Annotated in this window: 31 protein-coding genes; 8 read left to right on the top strand and 23 right to left on the bottom strand. The window is 64.3% G+C overall.

The window, feature by feature from the left end:
• The first annotated feature begins 22 nt into the window (after nucleotides 1-22).
• From rimK to tpiA, 5 genes are all read left to right on the top strand, one after another.
• Nucleotides 23-1432 carry a 30S ribosomal protein S6--L-glutamate ligase gene (gene rimK, locus OE856_RS01860; protein WP_263714345.1) on the top strand — a complete coding sequence of 470 codons (1410 nt, stop codon included), beginning with the start codon at nucleotides 23-25 and terminating at the stop codon, nucleotides 1430-1432.
• 66 nt (nucleotides 1433-1498) lie between these two features.
• Nucleotides 1499-1861: an SUF system Fe-S cluster assembly protein gene (locus OE856_RS01855; protein WP_263714344.1), complete on the top strand. Its 363-nt coding sequence runs from the start codon at nucleotides 1499-1501 to the stop codon at nucleotides 1859-1861.
• Between the two features lie 79 nt (nucleotides 1862-1940).
• A complete protein-coding gene (locus OE856_RS01850; RefSeq protein ID WP_412174845.1) occupies nucleotides 1941-3155 on the top strand; it encodes a glycerophosphodiester phosphodiesterase family protein in 1215 nt (404 codons plus the stop codon).
• A 90-nt stretch (nucleotides 3156-3245) separates the two neighbouring features.
• A complete protein-coding gene (locus OE856_RS01845; RefSeq protein ID WP_263714342.1) occupies nucleotides 3246-3596 on the top strand; it encodes a HesB/IscA family protein in 351 nt (116 codons plus the stop codon).
• A gap of 77 nt (nucleotides 3597-3673) precedes the next feature.
• Nucleotides 3674-4414, top strand: a complete 741-nt coding sequence (gene tpiA, locus OE856_RS01840) for a triose-phosphate isomerase (RefSeq protein ID WP_263714341.1) — start codon at nucleotides 3674-3676, stop codon at nucleotides 4412-4414.
• 54 nt (nucleotides 4415-4468) lie between these two features.
• On the opposite strand, the gene OE856_RS01835 is transcribed toward tpiA, so the two are convergent.
• From OE856_RS01835 to OE856_RS01810, 6 genes are all read right to left on the bottom strand, one after another.
• The gene (locus OE856_RS01835; protein ID WP_263714340.1) at nucleotides 4469-5866 is read right to left on the bottom strand and encodes a TRAP transporter large permease; all 1398 of its coding nucleotides are present in this window, start codon (nucleotides 5864-5866) and stop codon (nucleotides 4469-4471) included.
• A gap of 3 nt (nucleotides 5867-5869) precedes the next feature.
• The gene (locus tag OE856_RS01830; RefSeq protein ID WP_263714339.1) at nucleotides 5870-6556 is read right to left on the bottom strand and encodes a TRAP transporter small permease; all 687 of its coding nucleotides are present in this window, start codon (nucleotides 6554-6556) and stop codon (nucleotides 5870-5872) included.
• A gap of 91 nt (nucleotides 6557-6647) precedes the next feature.
• On the bottom strand, nucleotides 6648-7652 hold the full coding sequence (locus tag OE856_RS01825) for a DctP family TRAP transporter solute-binding subunit (RefSeq protein ID WP_263714338.1): 1005 nt from the start codon (nucleotides 7650-7652) through the stop codon (nucleotides 6648-6650).
• A gap of 255 nt (nucleotides 7653-7907) precedes the next feature.
• The gene (locus OE856_RS01820; protein WP_263714337.1) at nucleotides 7908-9146 is read right to left on the bottom strand and encodes a sigma-54-dependent transcriptional regulator; all 1239 of its coding nucleotides are present in this window, start codon (nucleotides 9144-9146) and stop codon (nucleotides 7908-7910) included.
• Complete coding sequence (locus tag OE856_RS01815; protein WP_263714336.1) at nucleotides 9143-10936, bottom strand: sensor histidine kinase; 1794 nt, start codon at nucleotides 10934-10936, stop codon at nucleotides 9143-9145. The genes OE856_RS01820 and OE856_RS01815 overlap by 4 nt, the downstream gene beginning before the upstream one ends.
• A 51-nt stretch (nucleotides 10937-10987) precedes the next feature.
• Nucleotides 10988-11449, bottom strand: coding sequence for an Lrp/AsnC family transcriptional regulator (locus OE856_RS01810; protein WP_263714335.1), 462 nt, complete (start codon nucleotides 11447-11449; stop codon nucleotides 10988-10990).
• Between the two features lie 227 nt (nucleotides 11450-11676).
• On the opposite strand from OE856_RS01810, the gene OE856_RS01805 reads away from it, so the two are divergent.
• Nucleotides 11677-12498 carry a ferredoxin--NADP reductase gene (locus tag OE856_RS01805; RefSeq protein WP_263714334.1) on the top strand — a complete coding sequence of 274 codons (822 nt, stop codon included), beginning with the start codon at nucleotides 11677-11679 and terminating at the stop codon, nucleotides 12496-12498.
• A 60-nt stretch (nucleotides 12499-12558) separates the two neighbouring features.
• On the opposite strand, the gene OE856_RS01800 is transcribed toward OE856_RS01805, so the two are convergent.
• The gene (locus OE856_RS01800; protein WP_263714333.1) at nucleotides 12559-13134 is read right to left on the bottom strand and encodes a hypothetical protein; all 576 of its coding nucleotides are present in this window, start codon (nucleotides 13132-13134) and stop codon (nucleotides 12559-12561) included.
• Nucleotides 13135-13328: 194 nt separating this feature from the next.
• Here OE856_RS01800 and infC point away from each other — a divergent pair, with 194 nt between their 5' ends.
• Nucleotides 13329-13874: a translation initiation factor IF-3 gene (infC, locus tag OE856_RS01795; RefSeq protein ID WP_263714833.1), complete on the top strand. Its 546-nt coding sequence runs from the start codon at nucleotides 13329-13331 to the stop codon at nucleotides 13872-13874.
• A gap of 314 nt (nucleotides 13875-14188) precedes the next feature.
• On the opposite strand, the gene OE856_RS01790 is transcribed toward infC, so the two are convergent.
• Genes OE856_RS01790 through OE856_RS01780 form a run of 3 tightly spaced genes read right to left on the bottom strand, consistent with a single transcriptional unit; the run spans nucleotide 14189 to nucleotide 17361 of the window.
• Nucleotides 14189-15397 carry an ABC transporter permease gene (locus OE856_RS01790; protein ID WP_263714332.1) on the bottom strand — a complete coding sequence of 403 codons (1209 nt, stop codon included), beginning with the start codon at nucleotides 15395-15397 and terminating at the stop codon, nucleotides 14189-14191.
• Nucleotides 15398-15400: 3 nt separating this feature from the next.
• Nucleotides 15401-16111 (bottom strand): ABC transporter ATP-binding protein, encoded by a 711-nt coding sequence (locus OE856_RS01785; protein ID WP_263714331.1) that lies wholly within the window; start codon nucleotides 16109-16111, stop codon nucleotides 15401-15403.
• A complete protein-coding gene (locus OE856_RS01780) occupies nucleotides 16111-17361 on the bottom strand; it encodes an efflux RND transporter periplasmic adaptor subunit (RefSeq protein ID WP_263714330.1) in 1251 nt (416 codons plus the stop codon). Before OE856_RS01780 ends, OE856_RS01785 begins: the two co-directional genes overlap by 1 nt.
• 234 nt (nucleotides 17362-17595) lie before the next feature.
• Between OE856_RS01780 and OE856_RS01775 the strand changes: the two genes are divergently transcribed.
• A complete protein-coding gene (locus OE856_RS01775; RefSeq protein WP_263714329.1) occupies nucleotides 17596-18555 on the top strand; it encodes a GAT domain-containing protein in 960 nt (319 codons plus the stop codon).
• On the opposite strand, the gene ureG is transcribed toward OE856_RS01775, so the two are convergent.
• The 13 genes from ureG to OE856_RS01710 form a co-directional block, all read right to left on the bottom strand.
• The gene (ureG, locus tag OE856_RS01770; RefSeq protein ID WP_263714328.1) at nucleotides 18556-19167 is read right to left on the bottom strand and encodes an urease accessory protein UreG; all 612 of its coding nucleotides are present in this window, start codon (nucleotides 19165-19167) and stop codon (nucleotides 18556-18558) included.
• Nucleotides 19164-19814 carry an urease accessory protein UreF gene (locus tag OE856_RS01765; protein ID WP_263714327.1) on the bottom strand — a complete coding sequence of 217 codons (651 nt, stop codon included), beginning with the start codon at nucleotides 19812-19814 and terminating at the stop codon, nucleotides 19164-19166. Before OE856_RS01765 ends, ureG begins: the two co-directional genes overlap by 4 nt.
• Nucleotides 19804-20262: an urease accessory protein UreE gene (locus OE856_RS01760; RefSeq protein ID WP_263714326.1), complete on the bottom strand. Its 459-nt coding sequence runs from the start codon at nucleotides 20260-20262 to the stop codon at nucleotides 19804-19806. Before OE856_RS01760 ends, OE856_RS01765 begins: the two co-directional genes overlap by 11 nt.
• Nucleotides 20263-20331: 69 nt before the next feature.
• Nucleotides 20332-20469 (bottom strand): hypothetical protein, encoded by a 138-nt coding sequence (locus OE856_RS01755; RefSeq protein WP_263714325.1) that lies wholly within the window; start codon nucleotides 20467-20469, stop codon nucleotides 20332-20334.
• Between the two features lie 142 nt (nucleotides 20470-20611).
• Nucleotides 20612-20818, bottom strand: a complete 207-nt coding sequence (locus OE856_RS01750) for a DUF1127 domain-containing protein (protein ID WP_263714324.1) — start codon at nucleotides 20816-20818, stop codon at nucleotides 20612-20614.
• Between the two features lie 119 nt (nucleotides 20819-20937).
• Entirely contained in the window at nucleotides 20938-21171 is a 234-nt protein-coding gene (locus OE856_RS01745) for a hypothetical protein (protein ID WP_263714323.1), read from the bottom strand.
• Between the two features lie 163 nt (nucleotides 21172-21334).
• Nucleotides 21335-23044 (bottom strand): urease subunit alpha, encoded by a 1710-nt coding sequence (ureC, locus tag OE856_RS01740; protein WP_263714322.1) that lies wholly within the window; start codon nucleotides 23042-23044, stop codon nucleotides 21335-21337.
• 21 nt (nucleotides 23045-23065) lie between these two features.
• A complete protein-coding gene (locus OE856_RS01735) occupies nucleotides 23066-23407 on the bottom strand; it encodes a hypothetical protein (RefSeq protein WP_263714321.1) in 342 nt (113 codons plus the stop codon).
• The gene (locus OE856_RS01730) at nucleotides 23404-24114 is read right to left on the bottom strand and encodes a hypothetical protein (RefSeq protein ID WP_263714320.1); all 711 of its coding nucleotides are present in this window, start codon (nucleotides 24112-24114) and stop codon (nucleotides 23404-23406) included. Before OE856_RS01730 ends, OE856_RS01735 begins: the two co-directional genes overlap by 4 nt.
• A gap of 17 nt (nucleotides 24115-24131) precedes the next feature.
• Nucleotides 24132-24443 (bottom strand): urease subunit beta, encoded by a 312-nt coding sequence (locus OE856_RS01725; protein WP_263714319.1) that lies wholly within the window; start codon nucleotides 24441-24443, stop codon nucleotides 24132-24134.
• Nucleotides 24440-24613 (bottom strand): hypothetical protein, encoded by a 174-nt coding sequence (locus OE856_RS01720; RefSeq protein ID WP_263714318.1) that lies wholly within the window; start codon nucleotides 24611-24613, stop codon nucleotides 24440-24442. Before OE856_RS01720 ends, OE856_RS01725 begins: the two co-directional genes overlap by 4 nt.
• Before the next feature lie 10 nt (nucleotides 24614-24623).
• Entirely contained in the window at nucleotides 24624-24926 is a 303-nt protein-coding gene (locus OE856_RS01715; RefSeq protein ID WP_263714317.1) for an urease subunit gamma, read from the bottom strand.
• A 9-nt stretch (nucleotides 24927-24935) separates the two neighbouring features.
• On the bottom strand, nucleotides 24936-25766 hold the full coding sequence (locus OE856_RS01710; protein ID WP_263714316.1) for an urease accessory protein UreD: 831 nt from the start codon (nucleotides 25764-25766) through the stop codon (nucleotides 24936-24938).
• Nucleotides 25767-25886: the final 120 nt, after the last annotated feature.

Below are 25886 nucleotides of genomic sequence, written 5' to 3'. Positions count from 1 at the left end.
CATCTTCTCGAAAGGTTCGACGATGACTGCACAGCCGATTATCCCCGGTTTCCGCCTGGGGTGGGAGGAATGGGCCGCCCTGCCCGGGCTGGGCCTGCCCGCGCTTAAGGTCAAGGTCGATACGGGGGCCAAGACCTCGGCCCTGCATGCCTTCGACATCGAGCCCTTCGGCCCCGCCAACCGCCCGCGCGTGCGCTTTGCCATTCACCCGATTCCGGGCCGCAACGACCTGTCGATCCCGTGCTCGGCCGAAATCGTCGACCGCCGCGAAGTCACCAGCTCGAACGGCGAGACAGAGCTGCGCTATGTCATCCGCACCGAGATCATGATGGGCGACCGGCAATGGCCGATCGAGATGACCCTGACCGATCGCGGGTCGATGGCCTATCGCATGTTGCTGGGCCGTCAGGCCTTTGGCGACGATATCGTCATCAGCCCCGGCGAAAGCTTTTGCCAGCCGATCCTGGACTACGATGTCTATCATTCCACCGCCATGCGCGCCGAGGCCCCCGCCCGCGCCCTGCGCATCGCCGTTCTGTCGCGCGAGGGGAACAACTATTCCACCCGGCGCATGGTGATCGAGGGCGAGAAACGCGGCCATGTGGTCGAGGTGATCGACACCACCCGCTGTTACATGGCTCTGAATGCCCTCTCGCCCGAGATCTATTACGACGGCCAGCGCCTGCCGCGCTATGACGCCGTGATCCCTCGGATCGGCAGCTCGATCACCGCCTATGGCACCGCCGTGATCCGCCAGTTCGAAACCATCGGCACGTTTTGCGTGAACGGCTCTGAAGGCATCACCGCCAGCCGCGACAAGCTGCACGCCCATCAGATCCTGGCGCGTCACCGCATCGGCATGCCCACCACCGCCTTTGCCGCCTCGCCCCAGGACAATGACAGCCTGATCGAGCTGGTCGAAGGCGCGCCGCTGATCGTCAAGCTGCTGGAAAGCACCCAGGGCAAGGGCGTGGTGCTGGCCGAAACCAAGAAGGCCGCGCAATCGGTGATCTCGGCCTTTCGCGGCCTCAAGGCCAGCTTTCTGGTGCAGCATTTCGTCAAAGAGGCCGCCGGCGAAGACATCCGCTGCATGGTGATCGGCGGCAAGGTCGTGGCCTCGATGCGGCGGGTCGCGGCGGCGGGCGAGTTCCGTTCGAACCTGCACCAGGGCGGCAGCGCCGAGCCTGTGCGCATTTCCAAGGCCGAGCGCGAAACCGCAATTCGTGCGGCCAAGGCGTTCAAGCTGAACATGGCCGGCGTCGACCTGCTGCGCAGCAGTGATGGGCCAAAGGTGCTGGAGGTCAATTCCAGCCCCGGCCTGGAAGGTATCGAGCAGGCCAGCGGCAAGAACGTGGCGCGGCTGCTGTATGATGACATCGAGAAACGCGTCCGCCCCGCCCCGGTGCGAAAGCGCGGCAAATCGGCAGCCTGAGAGGCAGCCACTTTACGGCCCGCGACATAATCCTTATATGATCACTCAACAATTAGGATTCCGCGCATGACCGACGCCAGCAATCAGATCGAGGGCGCCCCCCTCATCAAGCCGTCAAACTACGAACACCCGCTGTTCGACGCCGTGGTTGACGCCTGCCGCAGCGTGTTCGACCCCGAGATCCCGGTGAACATCTATGACCTGGGCCTGATCTACACGATCGAGATCAGCGGCGAAAACGAGGTGCACATCATCATGACCCTGACCGCGCCGGGCTGCCCGGTTGCGGGCGACATGCCCGGCTGGCTGGTCGACGCCATCAGCCCGGTGCCGGGCGTGAAACATGTCACTGTCGACATCACCTGGGACCCGCCTTGGGGTATGGACATGATGAGCGACGAGGCCCGGCTAGAACTGGGCTTCATGTAAGCTTTACCGCGCCGTTACAGGCGTGACGTGCGGCTGTCATTCCCATCGGGCATCAGGTTCGCGGATGTCTCAACGGAGGATGACAATGCCCCACGCCCGTCTCGCCGCCCTGGCGCTTGCCACGGTTTGCGCCCTGCCCGCCGCTGCCGAAACCGGTCTCGACTACGGCCCGCGCCCCTCTTACCTGATCGACAAGATGGACAGCAGCCCGCTGAAGGACAAGCTGCAATCCTGCATCGGTCAAACCCCCAAACGCACCGACTTTTCGATCGGCCACCGCGGCGCGCCGCTGATGTTCCCCGAACATACCGTCGAATCGAACCGGGCCGCTGCCCGCATGGGGGCCGGCATTCTTGAATGCGACGTGACCTTTACCAAGGACAAGGAACTGGTCTGCCGCCACGCCCAGAACGATCTGCACACCACCACCAACATTCTGCTGACCGATCTGGCCGACACCTGCGTGATGCCCTTTCAGCCCGCCATGGGCGAAGACAAGGCCAAGGCCGAGTGCCGCACCTCAGACATCACCCTGGCCCAGTTCAAGACGCTGAGCCCCAAGATGGATGCGGCCGACGGGTCTGCCACGACGCCCCAGGCCTATCAGGGCGGCATCGCGGGGTTCCGCACCGATCTCTACACGGCCGGTGCCCAGACGATGACCCACGCCCAGTCGATCGAGCTGTTCCGCGCGCTTGGGGCGAAATTCACGCCCGAGCTGAAAGACCCCGCCGTGGACATGCCCTTTGACGGGTTCACGATGGACGACTACGCGCAAAAGATGATCGACGAATACAAGGCCGCCGGGGTGCCCGCCTCGCAGGTCTGGGCGCAAAGCTTCAACCTGGATGTGATCCGCTATTGGATCAAGAACGAGCCCGAGTTTGGCGCTCAGGCCGTGTATCTGATGGATGAGTATGACATCGAGGGCTATTCGCCCCATGATGCGGCGACCTGGCCCAACACCATGCCCGAGCTCAAGGCCATGGGCATCAACTATATCGCACCGCCGATGTGGATGCTGGTCACGGTCGAGGACGGCCGCATCGTGCCCTCGACCCTTGCCCGCGCCGCCCGCGAGGCCGACCTGAACATCATCACCTGGACGCTGGAACGCTCGGGCCCGCTGAACGGTGGCGGGGGCTGGTACTTTCAGTCGATCAAGGACGTCACCGACAATGACGGCGTCTACTTCGAACTGCTCGACGTTCTGGCCCAGGATGTCGGCGTGAAGGGCGTGTTCTCGGACTGGCCGGCCACCGTGACCTTCTACGCCAACTGCATGGGTCTTTAGGCCTGATACGGGCGGGGCGGCTCTAATCGACGAACGCCCCTTGAGCCGCCCCGCCCGAGCCCTTAAATTCAGGGGAAAGGAGAAACGCGCATGTTCTCGATCCCCGGCAAACAGGCCGTCACCATGACCGACGCCGCCGCCAAGCAGATCGCCCGGCTGATGGCCCAGAAAGACAGCCAGGGCCTGCGTATCGGCGTCAAGAAAGGCGGCTGTGCAGGCATGGAATACACGATGGACTACGTGTCCGAGATCGACCCCCTGGACGAGGTGGTCGAACAGGCCGGCGCGCGCGTGATGATCGCGCCGATGGCGCAGATGTTCCTCTTTGGCACCGAGATCGACTATGAGACCTCGCTGCTGGAAAGCGGCTTTCGGTTCCGCAACCCCAATGTGGTCGAGGCCTGCGGCTGCGGCGAGTCGATCAAGTTCGCCGAAAGCTAGGCTTTTCCGCCCCCCGGCCCTTGCCTGCCCCGCCCGTTTGGGGTTTTCTCGCCCGAAATCAAAAAGGACGAGGGAACATGGGTAAGAAACTGGCCGCCGGCAATTGGAAGATGAACGGAACCTCCGCCGATCTGGCCGAGGTCTCCGCGCTGATCGCGGCCCACCCTGCCCCCGCCTGCGACATCCTGATCTGCCCGCCCGCGACGCTGCTGTCGCGCCTGTCGGACACTGCGCAGGGCAGCGCCGTACAGACCGGCGGGCAGGATTGCCACGCCAATGCATCGGGCGCACACACGGGCGACATCGCGGCGGCGATGCTGGCCGACGCGGGCGCCAGCCATGTCATCCTTGGCCATTCCGAGCGCCGCACCGATCACAATGAGACCGATGCCGAGGTGGCCGCCAAGACCCTTGCCGCCCATGGCGCCGGTCTGATCGCCGTGGTCTGTATCGGCGAAACCGAGGCCCAGCGCGACGCAGGCGACACGCTGGCGGTGATCGGCGCGCAGCTGGACGGGTCGCTGCCGCAGGGCTGCACCGCCGCCAATACCGTGATCGCCTATGAGCCGGTCTGGGCCATCGGCACCGGCCGCGTGCCCTCGCTCGACCAGATCACCGAAGTGCATGATTTCATCCGCGCCCGGCTGAACGACCGCTTTGCCGGGCAGGATTTCAGCCTGCTTTACGGCGGCTCGGTCAAACCCGACAATGCCGCGCAGATCTTTGCCGTCGGCAATGTCGATGGCGCGCTGGTGGGCGGGGCCTCGCTAAAGGCTGCGGATTTCTCGGCCATCATCTCCGCGCTCGACGCCGCCTGAACGTGAAACGGCCCCACATTTCTGCGGGGCCGCCTCTTCTTCCGTGAGTGTTGCCTAGTTCGTGATGATTTCGGGTCCCATCAAGGTGATCGGCAGCCATGTCGACAGCACCGGGACGTAAGTCACCAGGATGAGGAACGCGAACAGGACAGCCAGGAAGGGCAGTGCCGCTTTCACGACGCGCATCATCGGCATCCCCGCCACGCCCGAGGTCACAAAGAGGTTGAGACCAACCGGCGGGGTGATCATCCCGATCTCCATGTTCACCACCATGATGATACCCAGGTGGATCGGATCGACGCCCAGCTCGATGGCGATCGGGAACACCAGCGGCGCGACGATCACGATCAGGCCCGAGGGCTCCATGAACTGACCACCGATCAGCAGGATCACGTTGACCACGATCAGGAACATGATCTTGCCAAACCCGGCCTCAAGCATTGCCCCAGCGATATGCTGCGGGATCTGCTCGTCGGTCAGCACATGTTTCAGGATCAGCGCGTTGGCGATGATGAACATCAGCATGATCGTCAGCTTGCCGGCCTCAAGCAGCGTGTGCTTGGTGTCGGGGTGGACAAAGGCGGTCAACAGCGCCTGCGGCTTGCGCAGCAGCGAGATCGGCTTTTCGTCCGGGCCACGTGCGGCCAGCGGCCCCATGTCGCGATAGACGAAAACCGCGATCAGGAAGGCATAGACCGATGCCACGGCGGCCGCCTCGGTCGGGGTAAAGATCGCGCCGGTGATGCCGGGGATGCCGTAGATACCGACCATGATGATGACGATCAGCATCAGGCCCCAGAACGCCTCGCCAAAGCTGGAACGCACCTCGCCCCACCCCAGCCATTCGCCCTTGGGCATGTTGCGGATACGCGCCATCACATAGATGGTCACCATCAGCAGGAAACCCGCCAGCAGGCCAGGGAAGACCCCGGCCAGGAACATCCGCCCAACCGACACGTCGGTCGCCGAGGCATAGACCACCATCACGATCGACGGCGGGATCAGGATGCCCAGCGTGCCCGCGTTACAGATGACGCCAGCGGCGAAATCCTTGGAATAGCCCGCCTTCTGCATGGCCGCGATCACGATCGTGCCGATGGCCACAACAGTTGCGGGCGAGCTGCCCGACAGCGCCGCGAACAGCATACAGGCAAAGACGCCCGCGATCGCCAGACCGCCACGCATATGACCCACGCAGGCGATCGAGAAGCGGATGATCCGCTTGGCCACGCCGCCCGTCGACATGAAGCTGGACGCCAGGATGAAGAACGGAATGGCCAGCAGGGTATAGTGACCCGCCATCGCCTGATACATCGACTGCGCGATCGAGCCCAGCGAGGTATCCGAGAACAGCAGCAGGAAGATCATCGAGCTGAGACCGAGGCTGACCGCGATCGGAACACCGATCAGCAGCAGGCCGACGATCATGAGGAAAAGGATCAGAACGCTCATGGCTTATTTCTCCTCGGACAGGGCGGCGGCTTCTTCGACCGCATCCTCGGCTTCGTGGCTGACGATCAGGCTGTCCTGCTGGCCGGTGACGATGCGGATCGTGGCCTGAACCACGCGCAGCAGGATCAGCGCCGACCCGAAGGGCAGAACGAAATACGGGATAAAGCGGGGCATCTTGTCATAGGCCTCGCCCTGGTTGAACACGTCTTCCATCCAGCGCAGCCAGCTGAGCATCGGCACCTGCTCGGTCTCGTACCAGGCCTGATCGCGCGAGTTTTCGAACCCGGTCGGGAACCAGCGCCCCGAGGTCGCGTCAAACCCGGCGAACGGCGCCCAGTAATCCCAGGCCCCTTTCATCAGCAGAGCCGCGTAGATCACGCAGGCCACCGCCGACAGCAGCACCATGATCCGGCGTCCGCGGCTGGGCACGATGTTCAACAGCGCATCGACGCCCAGATGGGTGGTGTGCTTGAACCCATAGCTGATGCCCAGCAGCACCAGCCAGGCAAACAGGATCAACACCAGTTCCAGCCCCCAGATCAGCGAGTCGCCGAACCCATAGCGCAAAACGACGTTGATAAAGGTGATCAGTGTCATGAAACCCAGCAGGGTCGCGATCAGGGTTTCTTCGATTTGGTCGATGAAACGCCCAAGCGGGCTGCGGGTGGAGGTATGTGTTTCCTTGCTCATCGCTCGGTTCCCTTCCAGCCGTTCAATGTTCGCAAAACGGCCCGGCGCGTTGGTCGCACCGGGCCGGACTTACCAGACGCCCGGTGAGGCGTTAGTGCGCGGCGTTGATTTCCTGGGCAGCGGCGATGTTATCGGCCCCCACATCGGCTTCGAACTCGGCCCATACGGGCTTCATCGCTTCCAGCCAGGCCTGACGTTGTTCGTCCGTCAGCTCGCGGATCACACCGCCCGCATCCAGGATCGCCTGGCGAGCTTCCATATCGACCTGGCCAACGGCGGCGTTACGCTCGGCGCTGACTTCGGCAATGATGGTGCGCAGCTGGTCACTCACGTCGGCGGGCAGGCTGTCCCACCAATCGACGCTGGTCACGACCAGATAGTCCAGCACACCGTGGTTGGTTTCGGTGGTGCCGTCCTGAACCTCAAAGAATTTCTGGCCATAGATGTTCGACCAGGTGTTTTCCTGCCCATCCACAACGCCGGTCTGCAGGGCGCCGTAGACCTCAGAGAACGCCATCGGCTGCGGCGAGGCGTTCAGCGCCTTCATCTGGGCAACCAGAACGTCCGAGGTCTGAACCCGGAATTTCAGGCCGGCAGCATCCTCGGGGGTCAGCAGCGGCTTGTTGGCCGAGAACTGCTTCATACCGTTATGCCAGAAATCCAGCCCCATCAGCCCGCGGCGGGCCATCGATTCCTTCATGGCCTGACCGGTCTCGGATGCCTGGAAAGCATCGACGGATTCGATGTTCTTGAACATGAACGGCAGGTCGAAAATGCGGAACTGCTTGGTGAAAGCTTCGAATTTCGACAGCGAGGGCGCGGCCAGTTGCACGTCGCCCTGCAGCATCGCTTCCAGAACCTGGTCATCGTTGTAGAGGGTCGAGTTCGGATAGACCTCCATACAGGCCTTGCCGTTCATCTCGGCATTCACACGCTCTTGCAGCAGCGAGGCGGCCAGACCCTTGGGGTGACGGTCGCTGTTGGTCACGTGGCTGAACTTGATGACGATTTCGCCCTCGTCACAGGCGGCCAAGGCAACGCCCGAGGTCATGGTCAGGGCAACGGCAGTTGCTGCGGCAGCGGTAATGAGTTTCATCGAGTCTCCTCCCAGAAGTCTCAGTTGAGTGATCGCGCCTCCTCAATGGCGCTCACTCAACATTTAGCCAGCAGCGATACCGGCCCTCCAAAAGGAAAATGACGTTACGGAAAACTAATTATTTACCGTTTTGTTACAAATGCTTAAGCGCAATTTTCGACCCACCCTGAAATCTGCGCCAATCAGGCTGGGCGAATTTCCGCACAACGCAAATACGGGTCTGTGCGGTTTTCCACACAGTGCGACTCGGGCCCCTCAGGCGTGGTCGCGATACAGCTCGGGGCGGATGCCGTGGCGCGCCAGCTTGTCGTAAAAGGTCTTGCGCGGCAGTTTCAGAATGCGTGCGGCCTCGGTCGCGTTGCCCTCGGCGCGGCGCAGCGCGTCGATCAGCAGCGAATGCTCGACCCGCGCCAATTGCTCGGCCAGGCCCATCGCCTCTTCCTCGGCCGCGTCCACGTCGGCTAGCCCCATGGCAAAGCGCATCGCCGCATTCATCAGCGCGCGCGAGTTGCCCGGCCAGTCCTGCGCCAACAACCGCGCCACCACCTCGGGCGACACGTCGGGTTCGGGTAACGCCGCCTGTTCGCAGGCCAGCGAGACGTAATGGCGAAACAGCACGGGGATATCCTCGGGGCGTTCGCGCAGGGGCGGAATGCGGATCTGCGCCGCCTCGAGCCGGTAGAACAGATCGGCGTTGAACCGCCCCGCCTCGACCTCGGCCCCCAGGTCCCGCGCCGTGCCGACGATGAAGCGCGTGCCTCCGGGCCTCTCGATCAGCCCCAACAGCGCGAATTGAGCTGCGGCCCCCATCGCGGCGATCTCGTCCAGAAAGATCGACCCGCCCTCGGCCCTCTCGAACGCGTCGGACAGGCTTTCGGGCGTCTGCGAGGCGGCGGCGAATTTCAGAAAAGGCTTGTGCGAATCCGCCGATAACAGATGCACCACCTCTGCGATCTTCGAGGTGCCCGTGCCCGGCTCTCCGGTGATCAGCACATCGGTCTGGCTGCGGGCAAAGATGCGCGCCTGCTGGCGCATCGCCTCGGCCTGCGCCGATTGCCCGCGCAGCAGCCGCGAGGCCGCATCCCCCGCCTCGAGCTGCAGCTTCAGCCGGCGGTTCTCCAGCACCAGGTTACGGGTCTTCATCGCCCGTTCGACCACATCCAGCAGCGCCCGGGTCGGGCACGGCTTTTCCAGGAAATCAAACGCCCCCGACGCCATGCCCCGCACCGCCATCGGAATATCACCCTCGCCCGTCAGCAGGATCACCGGCAGCTCTGGATCGACCTTGTGGGCATACTCCAACAGCGCATAGCCATCCTTGCCCGGCATCCGGATATCGCTGACCACGACCCCGGCGAACCGGTCGGTGATGTGATCCTTGGCCTCGATATAGCTGCCGGCGGTGATCGGCCGCAGCCCGGCCAGCTCCAGCGTCTGGCCCAGCGCCTCGCGCACGGCGGGTTCGTCATCGACCAGCAGAACCTTGCGGATCATGCGGCGTCCTCCAGTTGGGCGGCGGTCAGTTCAACCGTGAATTCGGCCCCGCCATCAGGGTGGTTGCGGCCACGGATCGCCCCGCCGAAGCTTTGCACCAGGCCGTAGGAAATCGACAGGCCCAGCCCCATGCCCTCGGACTGGCCCACCTCTTTGGTGGTGTAGAACGGATCAAAGATCTTTTCCGGCTCGGCGATGCCGGGGCCGTGGTCGCGCACGATCAGCCGCACCACGCCTTGGCCCGGCTCGATCGCGATGCCGATGCGCGGCACCGCCTGCCCCGCCATCGCGTCCAGCCCGTTCGACACCAGGTTCAGCAGCACCTGCTGCAACCGCACCTCGCCGCCCCGCACCCAGACCGGCGCGGGCGGTCGCCGCCAGGTCAGCTCGACCCCAGATTGGGTCAGCCGGGTTTCGCTGAGGTCCAGCACCGCCTCGACCACCGCGACCAGATCGACATTGGTCATCGGCTCGCTTTCCTGGCGGGCGAATGCGCGCAGGTTGCGGATGATCCGCCCCATGCGCCGGGCCATCTCGGAAATCCGGCCCAGATTGCTGGCAGCCTTGTCCGGGGCGCCCATATCCATGAATTGCGTGGCATTGTCGGCGAATGTCTGAATCGCCATCAGCGGCTGGTTCAACTCGTGACTGAGGCCCGCCGACATCTTGCCCAGGGCCGACAGCTTGCCCGCCTGCACCAGCTCATCCTGCGCGCGTTTCAGCGCGGCCTCGGCCTCGGTGCGTTCGGTCACCTCGTGGCGCAGCGCGCGGTTGGCCTCGGACAGCTCGCGCGTGCGTTCGGCCACGCGCACCTCAAGCTGCGCCTTGGCCTCTTCCTCGACCTGCAGGCGATGGCTCAGCGCATCCCGCCGCTGTTGCAGCAGCACCAGAACCGCCCCAAAGACCAGCGCCACCGCCGCCGCCACGATGGCCTGCAAGCGGGCCAGCCGCGCCGCCGGGGCCACGTCCATCATGATCTCTCCGGTGATGCCGATCACCGGCAGCGGCATCGACAGATGCAAGGCCCGCGCCGGCAGGTAGGGCCCGCCATTCACCGCCCAGACCTCGTGCCCGGCCACATCGCTCGGCTGGACCGGCGGGAAATCGTTCAGGGGATGGGTGTGGTAATTGTAGCGCGCCAGACGCTCATCCGGGGCCGGCGCCCGCTGGGTCAGCAACAGCTCTGACCGGTTGGTGACGAACACCACGCCCGCATCATCGGTAAAGAACACCGCATGGGGATCGCCGCTCCAGGCGGATTCGATCGCCCAGATATTCACATCGACCGTGATCACCCCCTGCGGCACCGCCTGCCCGGCAAAGACCGGCGCGGCAAAGATGTAAGACCGCCCCAGCGTTTCAGACGTGCGTTCGTGATGCGACCCCAGTGCGCCTTGCATCGCGCGCACGAAAGACGGCTTACCCGCCTGGTTGGGGGGCAGAGCGCCATTCTTGCGGTTCGAACTGGCGATCACCGCGCCCGTCGCATCGCTGAGATGCAGGTTCAGCGCGCCGGTCTGGTCCGACACTTTCAGCAACAGCTCGCCCGCCTCTTCGGGCGCGGCCTGGCCGTTGAGAACCGCCGCCACCACCGGATGATCGGCCATCAACACGACAAGCTCGCGATATTGCTGCAACTGGCTGACCAGGCGATCAGAGGCCAGCGACAGGTCGGACCGGCCGCGCTCGGCCATCTGATCCAGCGCCGAACTATAGGCGAACCACCACACGCCCGCGGTGAACGCGGTCGCGAGTCCAAGATAGATCGCAATCGACCACAGCCGCTTCATATGTCCTCCCTTGGGAACACTCTAGAAAGCGCGCCTGAGCTTGACCAGCCCTCAGACGGGTAGCACGGTGGTCGCCTTGATCTCTTCCATCGACAACAGCGCGGTGACGTTGTGAATCTTCACTTCGGCGATCAAAGCCTGGTAAAACTGGTCATAGGCGCGGGCATTGGGAACCCTTACCTTGAGGATATAATCGATATCCCCCGCCAGCCGGTGCGCCTCGAGAACCTCGGGCCGGGCCTGCAACGCGTAAAGGAATTTCTGCTGCCAGTCGGAATCATGCTCGGAGGTGCGGATCAGCACGAAGAAACAGGCCTCAAGCCCCAGCGCCTCGGGATCGACCAGCATCGTGTGCCCGGTGATCACACCGCCGTCGCGCATCTTGCGGATACGGTTCCAGACCGGCGTTTTCGACGAACCGACCGCCTTGGCGATCTCGTCCAGCGATTTTCCGGCATCGCGCTGCAGCTCTGCCAGAATTTTCCGATCAATCTTATCAAGCGTGGTCGACATATGCCCTCCTTGGAATATTTTTCCAAACTCAGCAGATGCGCCCGCCCATAGCAGAATATTTTCCCACAATCCAGAGGGCGCGCACATATTCAATTTGACATATGTCATGGATGTTTTCTGCGCTTCCGCGCTATGCCCCGACCATATGGCGCAGGCAGGCGGGGTTTCACCGCGCCCGCAGGCGCGCTAGTAACGCACACGCCCTTTGATCAGATCGAGCAAGCCCCGTGGACCAGACATCGCCCCTTCCCAAGCCCGCCACCCTTCCCGACGCGCAAACCGTGACGTCTGTTCAGCACTGGACGGACCGTCTGTTTTCCTTTCGGGTGACGCGGCCGCAGTCGCTGCGGTTTCGCTCGGGCGAGTTCGTGATGATCGGCCTGATGGGCGACCCTGACCCCAAGACCGGCAAGCAGAAGCCCATTCTGCGCGCCTATTCCATCGCCTCGCCCAGCTGGGACGAAGAGCTGGAATTCTACTCGATCAAGGTGCCCGACGGCCCGCTGACCAGCCGCCTGCAGCATATCGAGGTGGGCGACCAGATCATCCTGCGGCCCAAGCCCGTCGGCACGCTGGTGCTGGATGCGCTGCTGCCCGGCAAGCGGCTGTGGATGTTCGCCACCGGCACCGGCATCGCGCCCTTTGCCTCGCTGCTGCGCGACCCCGACACCTATGAGCGCTACGACGAGGTCGTGGTCATGCACACCTGCCGCGAGGTCGGTGAGCTGGAATACGGCCGGCAACTGGTCGAGGGCCTGGCCGAGGACCCGCTGATCGGCGAGCTGGTGGGCGACAAGGTGCGCTATTACCCGACCACCACCCGCGAACAGAGCCCGCGTATGGGCCGGATCACCGACAACCTGACCTCGGGCAAGGTGTTCGCCGACCTGGGCCTGCCGCCCATGGACCCCGAACACGACCGCGGCATGGTCTGCGGATCGCTGGCCTTCAACAAGGACATCATGGCGATTCTGGAAGGCTTTGGCCTGCGCGAAGGCGCCAATTCCGAACCCGCCGAGTTCGTCGTTGAAAAGGCTTTCGTGGGGTAGGCAAAAAAACGGCGCGCACAGCCTATGCCATGCGCGCCGCTTGTTTCGGGTATCCGACGCTTACATGTTCAGCGCGGATTTGACCGACGCGATGGCAGCGTCAACCAGCTCGGGGCTTTCGGCAGCCTTCTTGACGGTCGCGACCAGGGCCTGCTTTTCAACCTCGCCCAGATCCGAGCCCTCGATATAGGCCACGATCTTGTCTGCATCGAACGTGTCGGCGGTCAGCAGACCGTCGATCGCGCCGTCGGTGGCCTCGGCAGCCGCGCCGGCGGTGTCGGCAGTGGCGTCAGCTGCGCCCTGCACCATTTCCTTGGCCTCTTCAACGGCACCATTGGCGGCCTCGGTCATGGCCTCTTTGGCAGCATCGGCGGCTTCTTCGACGGCGGCAGCCGTGTCAGCAACAGCCTCTTTGGCCTCTTCAACGGCGGCGCCGGCGGCATCCTTGGCGGCGTCAACGGCCTCTTTGGCCTCTTCCACGGCGGTGGCTGCGGCGTCAGCGGCCGACTCTTGCACGGCCGGCTCGGCGGCCTGGGTCACGGGCGCTTCGGCCTCGCCACCTTGTTTCTGCATGAAAACATATCCACCAGCCGCGATGGCGACCAGGATGGCTACAGTGATTACCGATTTGTTCATACTCGTCTTCCTTTTCGGACTCGTACCGATATTGAATATCCAACGATGTGGCACCGTGCGCGGGGAAAGAAAACAGCTATTCGGCAAATCGGCGGCAAATCGCCCGTTTTTTGCCCAGAATAACTGGTTGAAAGACCCGGGCACCGCGACTATTTTGCGCGCCACGCAAGTTCAATGACAGAAGGAACAACGTCATAGCCCGCAGACCTCACAACGCGCCCCCGACGCGCGACACCGGCCCCCGCATCAACGGACGTATCCGGTCGCCCGAAATCCGACTGATCGGTGCCGAAGGCGAGAATATCGGCGTTGTCACGCCGGAACGCGGAATGGCGTTGGCCGAACAGGCCGGGCTGGATCTGGTTGAGATTTCTCCCAATGCCACGCCCCCTGTCTGCAAGATCATGGATTTCGGCAAGTTCAAATACGAACAGCAAAAGCGCGAATCCGAGGCTCGCAAGAAGCAGAAGATCATCGAGGTCAAAGAGGTCAAGTTCCGTCCCGGGACCGATACGCATGACTACGAAGTCAAGATGCGTAACGTGATCAAGTTCCTCGAAAAAGGCGACAAGGTTAAGATTACCCTGCGCTTTCGTGGCCGCGAGATGGCGCACCAGAACCTGGGCCGCGAGCTGCTGGAGCGTGTCGCCGAAGACGTGAAAGAGATCGGCAAGGTCGAGAACATGCCCAAGATGGAAGGCCGCCAGATGATCATGATGATCGGGCCGCTGCCCAAGTGACCCCGGCGCCAGGCGCATGAAGAAAAGCCCCCGCAGTGACGGGGGCTTTTTCGTTTCAGGAGGCCTGAAAAATTTGAGGCGCCGCAGGAGGGAAGGCCCGCAGCGCCTGGGGGAACTTCGACGGATTGTGCCAGAGGGAGGGCCGGCACACCCATTCCGTGCAGGGAAATACCACGGTCGAAGCTGCAATCGCCTTACCCTACTCACCAGGTTCGGCCATGTGCAGATTCTATGTACGCGGCAACGCGGCATGCATCCTTGATCCAAGTCAAGCCATGCGGATTTCTGCGCCTCCGGCGATCTTTTTTTCGGGCTCATTCGTGGCGCAGCGCCTGGATCGGGTCCATCCGCGCGGCGCGGCGAGCCGGGAAATAGCCGAAGATCACCCCGACCCCGCCCGAGAATCCCACCGCCAGCAGCACGACCAGCGGATCGGGCGTAAAGGGTATCGACAACAGCCGTGCCGCCAGCGCCGCCAGCCCCAGCCCCAGCGCGATGCCCAGCGCCCCGCCCATCAGTGACAGCACGATCGCCTCGACCAGAAATTGCATCAGCACCTGCCCCGCCTGCGCGCCCACCGCCAGACGGATGCCAATTTCGCGGGTGCGCTCGGTCACCGAGACCAGCATGATGTTCATGATGCCGATGCCCCCCACCACCAGGCTGACCGCCGCAACAGACGACAACAGCCCCGTCAGCACCGCCGTGATCCCCGACAGGATCGAGGCGATCTGTTTCATGTCCATGACGCTGAAATCATCCTCTTCGCCCAACGAGATCCGACGGCGCTCACGCATCAGGGCCTGGATCTCGCGCGCGGCGCGGTCGGTCGACACGCCCTCGCGCACCGAGACATAGATCAGCGCAACCTCGTCATTCCCGGCAATCCGGCGCTGATAGCTGCGCAGCGGCAGCAGAACCAGATCGTCCTGATCCTCGCCGAAACTCGACACGCCCTTGGCGTCCAGAACCCCGATCACCTCGCAAGACAGCGCCTTTAGCCGGATCGAATGGCCCAGCGGATCGACATTTCCAAAGAGCTTGCCGCGCACGGTTTCCCCGATCAGGCACACCGCCCGGCCCGCGCGTTCCTCGGCACCGGTGAACCGCCGGCCCAGCCGCACCGGCCAATCCATCGCATCCAGCAGGCTGGTATCGGCGCCGGCCAGCCCGGTCAGGTGGTTCTCGCTGCCATAGATGGCGGTGATCATCGAGGTCGAATAGGGCGCGGCGATGCGCACGCTGGACAGTTCAGACTCGATCGCCTCGGCGTCGCGACGGGTAAACGCCCGGTCAGAGGTGAACCCGCCCGACCGCATCCCGCCCTGCCCCGGCATCACCATCAGCGTGTTGGTGCCCAGTTTCTCGATGTCCTTTGTGACCTGCTGCTGTGAGCCCTGCCCGACCGTCACCATGGCGATCACCGCCGCCACGCCGATCACGATGCCCAGCACCGTCAGGAATGACCGCATCGTGTTGCGAAAGATCGCGCTTAGCGCCAGGCGGATGGTTTCCCTCAGCATATCCTAGCCCCCCGCCCGCCGGGTCGGCGCGTCGCTGGCAATGCGCCCGTCCAGAAACGTCACCAGCCGCCCGGCATAGGCGGCCATGTCTTCCTCATGCGTGACCATGACGATGGTCAGCCCGTCCTGCCGGTTCAGATCGCTGAGCAGCTCCATGATCTCGCGCGATTTCGCACTGTCGAGGTTGCCCGTGGGTTCATCCGCCAACAGCACATCGGGCCGCCCCGCCAGCGCCCGCGCGATCGCCACGCGCTGTTGCTGGCCGCCCGACAGTTCCGACGGGTCATGGTGCCAGCGATCGGCCAGCCCGACCCGGCTCAGCGCCTCGCGCGCCCGCGCGATCCTTTCGTCACGCGCCATGCCCTTGTAGATCAGCGGCAGCTCGACATTTTCCAGCGCCGTGCTGCGCGCCAGCAGGTTATAGCCCTGGAACACAAAGCCCAGATAATGCCGCCGCAACAGCGCGCGCTGGTCCTGGTCCAGATCGCCCACCTCGACCCCTTCGAAATGATAGCTGCCCGCGGTCGGCGTATCGAGGCAGCCGATCACGTTCATCGCCGTCGACTTGCCTGACCCCGAGGGCCCCATGATCGCCACGAACTCGCCGCTTCGGATGGTCAGATCGACATCGTCCAGCGCCCGCACCTCGGTTTCGCCGGCGCCGTAATAGCGACAGATGCCGCGCAGCTGGATCTGGGGGGCGCCGTCAGACATCACTCGTCCTCGGCCTGGTCGGTGATAACCAGGTCACCCTCGGCCAGCTCGCCGCTCAGCACCACCGTATACCGCCCGTCGCTAAGGCCCGTCGTGACCTTGACCAGCACCGGCTGCCCGTCGCGCAAGACCCACAGGCTGTTGCCATAGCCGCCCTCGGGGGTATCGCCACCGGGCGGGTCGGGCACCAGCAGACCCAATAGCCCGCTGCCCTTTTCGCCGCCCTCGCCCGAGGCACTTGCCGGCGGCACGAACCGCAGTGCCGCGTTGGGCACCATCAGCACATCATCCAGTTCCTGCACGATGATATCGGCGGTCGCGGTCATGCCGGGGCGCAGCCGCAGATGGCTGTTGTCGATGCTGAGAACCGCCTTGTAGGTCACCACTCCCTCGGTGCTTTCGGGGGCATAGCGGATCAGCGTGATGCGGGCGGGAAAGCTTTCATCGTCATAGGCGTCGACCGTGAACACCGCCCGGTTGCCAACGCCCACCAGCCCGATATCGGCCTCGTCGACATCGACGCGCAGCTCCATGCTGGCCAGATCCTCGGCGATGGTAAAGAGCGTCGGCGCCGACAGGGCCGAGGCCACGATCTGCCCCGCATCGGCGTCACGTTCCAGGATCACGCCCTTGATCGGCGACAGGATCACCGCCTTTTCCAGATCGGCCCGCGTCAGATCCAGCGTCGCCTCGGCAAGAGCCCGGTCGGCATCGGCGATCTGCAAGGCCGCATTGGCGCGCAGATAGGCCGCCCGCGCCGCCACCAGCGCCTGATGCGAGGTCACGCCGCGGGTCTCCAGCTCTTCGGCGGTGGCGAAATTGTCATAGGCCTCGTCCAGCGTGGTCTGAGCCTGTTCGACCCGCGCCTCGGCGGCGATCAGCGCCGCGCGCCGCACATCGACCTCGGCCTGCAGCTTGCGCGTATCCAGCCGGGCCAGCACCTGCCCCACCGCCACCGGGTCATTGTGATCGACCAGAACCTCGGCCAGCGTGCCTGACAATTCCGACGACACCTCGACCAGATTGGTCGGCTCGACCGTGCCCGTGGCCGAAACCGTGACCGAAAGGGGGCCGCGCCGCGCCTCTTCGGTCAGATAGCGCACGGCATCCTCGCCCCCGCGCCCCAGCATGACCAACGCCACAAGACCCAGCGCGCCCACCCCCAAACCCCAGCGCAGCCATACCGGCCAGCGCCGGCGGTGCCGCCCGATTTGCAGTGTTTTCTCGATCTTTTCACGCGGGGCGCCCATCGCGGCCTCCTGTCTGGGATCCTCAGACGATACTATCGCTGCTTGCGGATCGGCGGAAATTGACCCGTATCAAAGCCCCCGGCATGACGCGCCGTCACTACGCCCGCTTGATCTCGTAAAAATGCCCTGCCCCTCGCCAATTTCTGCCCAATTGTTCAGTCAAAACAGAATGTAGAGCGACACATAAACAACCGTGGGCAGAACTGACCCGTCCACGAGATAACGAGGCGATACATGCAGCTTGATAGCGTCGGAAAACCAATCAGCGAACGCCCCTGGTACGGCAAGCTGGACGCTATGGGCCTGGAACGTGGCAGCTTTGAGCGCCTGGGCGACAGCCATGCCGCGCTGTTCATCGACGAAACCCCCACGCTGCTGGTCAGTTTCGAAACCGCCGACAGCATCGGTGACGCCGACGGCGCCATGCCGCTGGCCTATGACCTGGCCGAGGATGCGGGCTGGTCGCTGCTGAGCGTGCTGTGCGACGGCGACACCTGGTTCCGCGACCGGCGCGTCTTCGGCTATTTCGATCGCCTGGTCGATGACGGCTTTTTCGAAGATTTCGACCGCGTGGTGTTCTATGGCTCGGGCATGTGCGGCTATGCCGCCACCGCCTTTTCGGTGGCCGCCCCCGGCGCAACCGTGATCGCGATCTGCCCGCAGGCCACGCTTGATCCGCGCGTCACCGAATGGGACCCGCGCTTTGCCCAGTTCCGCCGGCTGTCGTTCACCGACCGCTACGGCTATGCGCCCGACATGCTCGAGGCCGCCGAGCGCGCCTTTATCCTCTATGATCCCGACGTGTCGCTGGATTCGGTGCACGCCGCGCTCTTTACCCGCCCCAACGTGACCAAGCTGCGCTGCCGCTGGCTGAACGGCACCGTCGAGGCCGACCTGATCAAGATGGGCGTGCTGTCCGAGATGCTGGATGCCGCCTGCGAAGGCCACCTGACCGAAGAGGTCTTTCACCAGCTCTATCGCGCGCGGCGCGATTACAAACCCTATCTGCGCCGCCTGATGGAAACGCTCGAAGACGAAGAGCGCCCCTATCTGACGGCCCTGCTGTGCCAAAGCGTGGCGGAACGCCTGCGCGCCCCGCTGTTCCGCAAACGGTTCCGCATCGCGGTAACCAAGCTGGCCCAGGCCGGCGAGGTGCCCGGCTGGATCAACCCCGAGGCCATGGCCGACCAGTGATCAGAAACCGCCCTGTTCGCGGATGAAGGCGACGATCTGATCGACGCCCTTGCCCGATTTCAGCGCGGCCATCACGAATGGCAGCCCACCCCGCGCCGCGCGCGCATCACGTTCCAAAAGGTCGGGATCGACGCCCACATAGGGCGCCAGGTCGGTCTTGTTGATGACCAGCAGATCAGACCGCGTGACCCCCGGCCCCTTTTTGCGCGGAATATCCTGCCCGGCAGCCGTGTCGATCACATAGAGCGTCACATCCGCCAGTTCGGGGCTGAAAGTGGCGGCAAGATTGTCGCCGCCGCTTTCGATCAGGATCATTTCCAGATCGGGGAAATCGGCACGCAGATCGGCCACGGCGGCGAGGTTGATGCTGGCATCCTCGCGGATGGCGGTATGCGGGCAGCCACCGGTCTCGACCCCGCGAATGCGTTCCAGCGGCAAGGCCTGCACCCGCATCAGGTATTCGGCATCCTCGGATGTGTAGATGTCGTTGGTGATGACGGCGATCGAATGATCGGGCGCCAGGGCGCGGCACAGCTGCTCGGTCAGCGTGGTTTTGCCGGCGCCCACCGGGCCTCCGATGCCGATGCGAAGCGGGCCGTTGGGGCTGGTCATGTTCTGAAAATCCTTACATCCATATCCTCGTGCCGCATGGCCGACAGATCGGCGCCCAAGGCGGCAGAGGTTAGATCGGGCAACCCGGCAGTGGCAGCCCGGCTGGCCACGGCCTGAATGGGCTGGTGCAGTTGCGCCAACACCCGTTGGCCCTCGGTCTGGCCCAGCGGCACGAACCGCACCGCCGCCGACACCAGGTTCGACGCGAAGGCATGCAGATACAACGCCGCAACCTGCGCCGGGGGCAGGCCCAGCCGCCGCGCCGCAACGCCCACGGCGACAGGCAACGGGCGGGCGGGATGATCTGATCCGGTAATCTGGTTCACAGTGCTGACAAAGGCGCGGCCCTGGGCCTGGGATTCCTCCAGCCGCTCGCGCGAGGCGGCCAAGGCCCGCGCCATATCGGCCAAATGATCGGCATCGCCACCCTTTTGCGCAAGGCACAAAAGCGTTGCGTCCACCGCGCCGCTGCCCTCTTGCAGCACGGTCGCCAGCCAGTCGCCCAACGCTGCCGCATCCCGCACCAGCCCGACCGAAATCGCGTGTTCCAGCCCGTGGCTATAGGCGAAGCTGCCCAGCGGAAAGGCGGGCGACAGCCATTGCACCAGCGTCAGCAGATCAGCATTCGCCCCGGTCTCAATGGGCATGATCATGGCCCATCGCGCGACCATGGCCATAGGCGCCGCCTTCGGGGGTAAAGGGCGCAGTCACATGATCGACCTGCGCGCCCAGACCGGCCAGCATGCCGGCCAGCACATGGTCATGCGCGATCAAAAGGTGGTCGTCCGCAATCTGGCAGGGGGTGTGGCGGTTGCCGATATGCCAGGCCAGCCGCGAAAGGTTCTCGCCCCGCACTCGCAACAGGGTCTCGGGGGCGGCCCGAATGGCGATGGTGCGACCGTCATCAAGGATCAGCGCATCGCCCGCATCCAGGCTGGTGGTCTCGGGCAGATCGACACGAATGTCCTGCCCGCCATCAGTTGTCAGCTTTCTTCGGCGCAAAAAACGCGCCTGATAATCCAGCGTCAGGCTGTCATCGGCCGTTTGCCAGTCGCCTTGCCGCGCAACCCGATATGCACAGGGCACCGTCATCATCTGCTTCTCCGCCTGTTTGCAGGTGCAGAATATGAGGCGCGGCAAGGCGATAAAAGTTTTTACCGACCGTCAGAGCCGTTCGGTCGTGCGATAGCACATTTTTTCAGCAGCCGCCTGAAGGCTGACCTCGTTCCCGGTGCGGAAACGGCTGAGCAATGCCTTGATACGCTGCAGGAACGATGCGGGTTTGGGGGTGGTGTCGGTCATGAAAGGCCTCTGTCGTTATGCCGGGGCAACGACGCCTGCGCCCATTTGCTGGGGCATGCACGCGCCCGCAGGACTGATTTGAAACCCGCCGCCCCTGCCCCAACGGGCAGCGACAGCGGCGGGTCAATTCGAAACATTCGCCTCAGAAAAAGCAGCGGCCGTTGAACAGGCGCATGACGGCTTCTTCGCGGGTCAGGCCGATCTCGGCCAGTTCAGCGTCAGAAAGCTTGTTCAGCTGTTCTACGCGTTTGTATGCCGGGCTGGCTTCGCCCATCTTCACGAACAGGCGTCCCACGCCTGCAAAGAGGGCGGAAATGTTGAAGCCATGAGTTGTGTTAACCAGTTCCATCGGAAACTCCTTCACACAGAGGTTTCCTCCCTGTGCATAGACTTGATATGCCCCGAAGCCGCTGACAACCAACGTATTTGCATGGCTGCCCTGCGATTTCTGCATTGCGGCGTTAGCGCCTAAGCTGCCAGGGTGCCGGCGCCCAGCTGGCAGGCCACATGCGATACGATCTGGGTGCGGGCCAGGCCCATGCGCGCCAGATCGGCGTCGCTCATGGCCTGCAGACGGCGCAGCAGGTCCTGCGCGGCGCGGCGTTCGAGATAGGCGTTAAAACCCTGCCCCATCTCGGCAAGCATCATATCCAGCTGAATCAGCGGAACGATATCGTCCACGTTGTGATCTGCATCGTTCATCAGGAAACCTCGTCGTCTCTGGTTTCCTCCCTGTGCGCCATATCGACGATCTGACCGGGCTTTGTTACCCCCAAAGCCGCATAACGGGATTGCGCGGCGCGAAGAGCTGGTATTTTCCTTTTGCGGCAAACAGATAAGCCCGCCTTTCCACACCGCGACCCGGCTAGAACATAAAGTAACGCTGCGCCATCGGCAGCTCGGTCGCAGGCGCACAGGTCAAGAGTTCGCCATTCGCGCGCACCTCGTAGGTTTCGGGGTTCACCTCGATCTGCGGGGTCGCGTCATTCATCACCATGTCGGACTTGCCGATGCTGCGGGTGCCCCGTACCGCCACGGTCGACTTAGCCAGGCCCAGCGTATCGCCGATGCCGTTCGCCCGCGCCGCCTCGCTAACGAACAGCACCGCCGAGCGTTCCACCGCGCGGCCCAGCGCGCCGAACATCTGGCGCGAATAGACCGGCTGCGGCGTCGGGATAGAGGCATTCGGATCGCCCATCTGCGCCACGACGATCGACCCGCCCAACAGCACCATCTCGGGCTTTACACCAAAGAATGCCGGGCTCCACAGCACCAGATCGGCGCGCTTGCCGGGCTGGATGCTGCCGATCTCATGCGCGATGCCATGGGCGATCGCGGGGTTGATCGTGTATTTCGCCACATAGCGTTTGACACGCACGTTGTCATTGGCGCCGGTTTCCTCGTCCAGCCGCCCGCGCTGAACCTTCATCTTGTGCGCGGTCTGCCAGGTGCGGATGATCACCTCGCCCACCCGGCCCATGGCCTGGCTATCGGACGCGATGATCGAGAACGCACCCATGTCGTGCAGGATGTCCTCGGCGGCGATGGTTTCCTTGCGGATCCGGCTTTCGGCAAAGGCCACGTCTTCGGGGATGGCCTTGTCCAGGTGGTGGCAGACCATCAGCATATCCAGATGCTCTTCCAGCGTGTTCACCGTGTAGGGCCGGGTCGGGTTGGTCGAGCTGGGCAGAACGTGCTGCTCGCCCACGACCTTGATGATGTCGGGCGCGTGGCCCCCGCCCGCGCCCTCGGTGTGGAACGCGTGGATCGTGCGGCCCTTAAGCGCCTTGACGGTGTTCTCGACGAAGCCGCTTTCGTTCAGCGTGTCGGTATGGATCATCACCTGCACATCCATCGCGTCGGCCACCGACAGGCAGCAATCAATGGCGGCGGGCGTTGTGCCCCAATCCTCGTGCAGCTTCATCGCGCAGGCGCCGGCATTCACCATCTCGACCAGCGCCTCGGGCTGGCTGGCATTGCCCTTGCCCGCCAGGCCGAAATTCATCGGCAGCCCATCCAGCGCCTGCAGCATCCGCCCGATATGCCAGGGCCCCGGCGTGCAGGTGGTGGCCAGCGTGCCATGCGCAGGGCCGGTGCCGCCCCCCAGCATCGTGGTCAGGCCCGAATGCAGCGCATCCTCGACCTGTTGCGGGCAGATGAAATGGATATGGCTGTCGAACCCGCCGGCGGTGACGATCTTGCCCTCGCCCGCGATCACCTCGGTGCCAGGGCCGATGATGATATCGACGCCGGGCTGGGTGTCGGGGTTGCCGGCCTTGCCGATGGCATGAATACGCCCGTCGCGCAGGCCGATATCGGCCTTGTAGATGCCCGTCACATCCAGGATCAGCGCGTTGGTGATGACGGTATCGACCGCCCCGCCCGCGCGCGAAACCTGCGACTGCCCCATGCCGTCACGGATCACCTTGCCGCCACCGAACTTGACCTCTTCGCCATAGGCGGTGAGGTCGCGCTCGACTTCGATGATCAGATCGGTATCCGCCAGTCGCACCCTGTCGCCTGTGGTCGGACCATACATGTCGGCATAGGCGGCGCGGGAAATTCTGGCGGGCATGGGGCGGTGTCTCCTGTTGTGTTACCCCGTGGGGCTGGCTGTTTTGGCGCTTCGCCGGGTCAGGCGACGCGAATTGACATAGGTGCGCCGACGGATCGGACGCAGCGCGGCGGTGGCCATTTCGTCGGGGCGATCCCCGCGCCAGATCGAGCGTTGCGAGGCCTCGAACACCTCGGCCATGGCGCGCAGCTTTTCGCCCACCATGCGCTGGTTTTCGCCATTGCTGACGGGCCACAGACCCATCAGGCCCAGCACGCGCATCGAGACGACCATATGCGACTCGACCGCCAGATGGCCGACCTCCAGCCAGGCCCGCCAGATATCCAGCGGACCCGGAGCACCCAAATTGTTCAGCGGCTTCATTCAGAGAAGGGCTGCTTGGGGGCCGAAGGCTGACGGCGCTTGCGGGTGGCGGGCTTGGGGGTATCGGCCTTTGCAACCGCAGAGTTCACGGCCTCGGCCTGAGCCGCCGCAGGTTTGGGCGCCACGGCCGGTTTCACGGCCTCAACGGGCTGGGCAGCCTCAACGGGTTTGGCGGCCTCAACGGTCTTGGCAACCTCAACGGTCTTGGCAACCTCAGCGGTCTTGACGGCCTCAGCGGTCTTGACGGCCTCAACAGGCTTGGCAGCCTCAGCGGGCTTGGGGGCCGCGGGCGTCGCAGCCTCGGCAACGGGCGCAGCCTTCGGGGCGGCCGGTTTCGGAGCGGGCGCGGCCGTTTTGGCCACAGGCTTGGCGGCGGGCTTGGGCGCGGCTTTCTTGGCAGCGGGCTTGGGCGCAACGGCGGGTTCGGCGGCCTTGGCCGGAGCAGGCTTTGCGGCCGGCTTGACCTCGATCACCTCGGCCACAGCCTGGACCAGCGGGGTGACGTCCTTCAGCTCTTCCGCGCGTACGGGGGGCGTATAGCCACGGCTGACGGCACGGATGTCGATCACCGGCATCATCGGGTTGAAACGGCGCGCCAGGTCGAACCAGGCGTTGGTCATCGACATCTGCATGTTCACGGCTGACGCCCAGACATGGATATAGTCGGAATACGGGTGTTTCATTGCGTAAGGGGTAACACAGACCATCGGTCTTTTCCTTTCGATCAGGCGTCGAGAACGCCCATTACCTCGTGGTTGAAACCAAAAACCCTGCGCGCGCCCGACAGTGGCACCAGCGCCACCTCGCGGCTTTGACCGGGTTCGAACCGCACGGCAGTGCCCGCCGCGATGTCCAGACGCATGCCGCGTGCGGCAGTGCGGTCAAATTCCAGCGCAGAATTGGTTTCTGCAAAGTGATAATGGCTGCCCACCTGAACCGGTCGATCGCCGGTATTGGAAACGGTGAGATTCAGCACCTCTCTGTCAGCATTGAGGGTGACCTCACCCTCTAGCGGAAACAGCTCTCCCGGTATCACTTGTGCCCCCGGATCACAACAGTTGCTGCACCTGCAAACACAACCAGAGCGGCCAAAACCCCCAGCATCAGGCCGGTGTGATCGGCATGGGGATGCAGATGCGCGCCGGCATGGGCAAAGGCGGGGCCAGACGGGGCCAGGGCTGCCAGAATGATCAGGATGGTCTTCATGGCTCTCTCCTCAGCGGATCGGGTGGTGAACGGTGACAAGCTTGGTGCCGTCGGGAAAGGTCGCCTCGACCTGCACCTCATGGATCATCTCGGGGATGCCCGACATGCACTGATCGGCGGCGATCACATGGCCGCCCGCCTCCATCAGATCGGCAACCGAGCGTCCGTCGCGCGCACCCTCGACAACGAAATCGGTAATCAGCGCAATGGCTTCTGGGTGGTTCAGCTTGACGCCGCGCGCCAGGCGCCCGCGCGCGACCATGGCCGCAAGGCTGATCAGCAGCTTGTCTTTTTCCCGTGGCGTCAGGTGCATGCGCCCCCCTCAGATCTGCCAGACACGGGGCAAGGGCGCCCCGCGCAATGTCGTCAATGCGGCCGCCAGCGCCCGGCGCAGCGGCAGCCCGTCGGCGGCCATCAGCCGCGCGACGCATTTCCCGTCCCAGCCCGACACACCGGCACTGATGCCCGTGCACCCGGCAAGAACCCGCCGAAGCGGCGCGACCGCATCCTCGGCCCCGCGCGCGATCAGCGCCACGGTGGCAAAGGCGCGCGCCCCGCTCAGCCCAGCGCCCGAGTCGCGCCGGGCCAGGCTGGCGGCGTCCAGCGCCAGCGGCTCGACCAGAATCGGCCGCCCGTCGCGCAGTATCTCGCGCCTGTCTGACAGGGATATGTCAGCCAGCACCTCGCCCATCGCGGCACGGCCCAACACAAGGGTTTCGCACATCAGGAACCGCGCATCGCCCGCCATGCGGACCCGGCTGCGGCGGCTCAGTGCCGAATGCTGAAACAGGATGGTCTCTTGCGGCAGCCAGTCCAGCGCCGCGCCCGCGCCCAGATCGATATCGACATCCAGCCGCGCCACGCCCCCGCACGAGGCATAGGCGCGCTCGGCCGTCTGGGTGGCGGCAACGGCGCGCGCGCCATCGGCCAGCCGCAATTCATAGGTCAGATGATCGCCGCCCGTCAGCCCGCCGGCCGTGTTCAGAAACACCACCTCGGGCACCGGCCCATGGGTGCGCGGCAGCATCGCCTTGGCCGACCCCGACTGATGCAGCCGCCCCAACCGCGCGCCCTGCGCCGCGGCAAGCAGCTCGACCACGGCGCGCCCGCGGGTGCGTTGCATCTGCATATGGGTCTGGGTCGTGTCCAACATGCCCTCGGTGTAACGCAGACCGCACCGGCGCGAAGCGAGTTCGGCCGCTTTGGCCCGCCCAAACCGCCGTCGCGCCGCTTCCGCCCAACGCTTGGGCGCCCGCGCCCAAGAATTGCGCAG

Origin of the sequence: Actibacterium sp. XHP0104, assembly GCF_025751515.1 — a bacterium.
Lineage (GTDB): Bacteria > Pseudomonadota > Alphaproteobacteria > Rhodobacterales > Rhodobacteraceae > Actibacterium_D.
The sequence above is the reverse complement of the archived record's forward strand: the minus strand, read 5'-3'. Positions and strand labels throughout refer to the sequence as shown.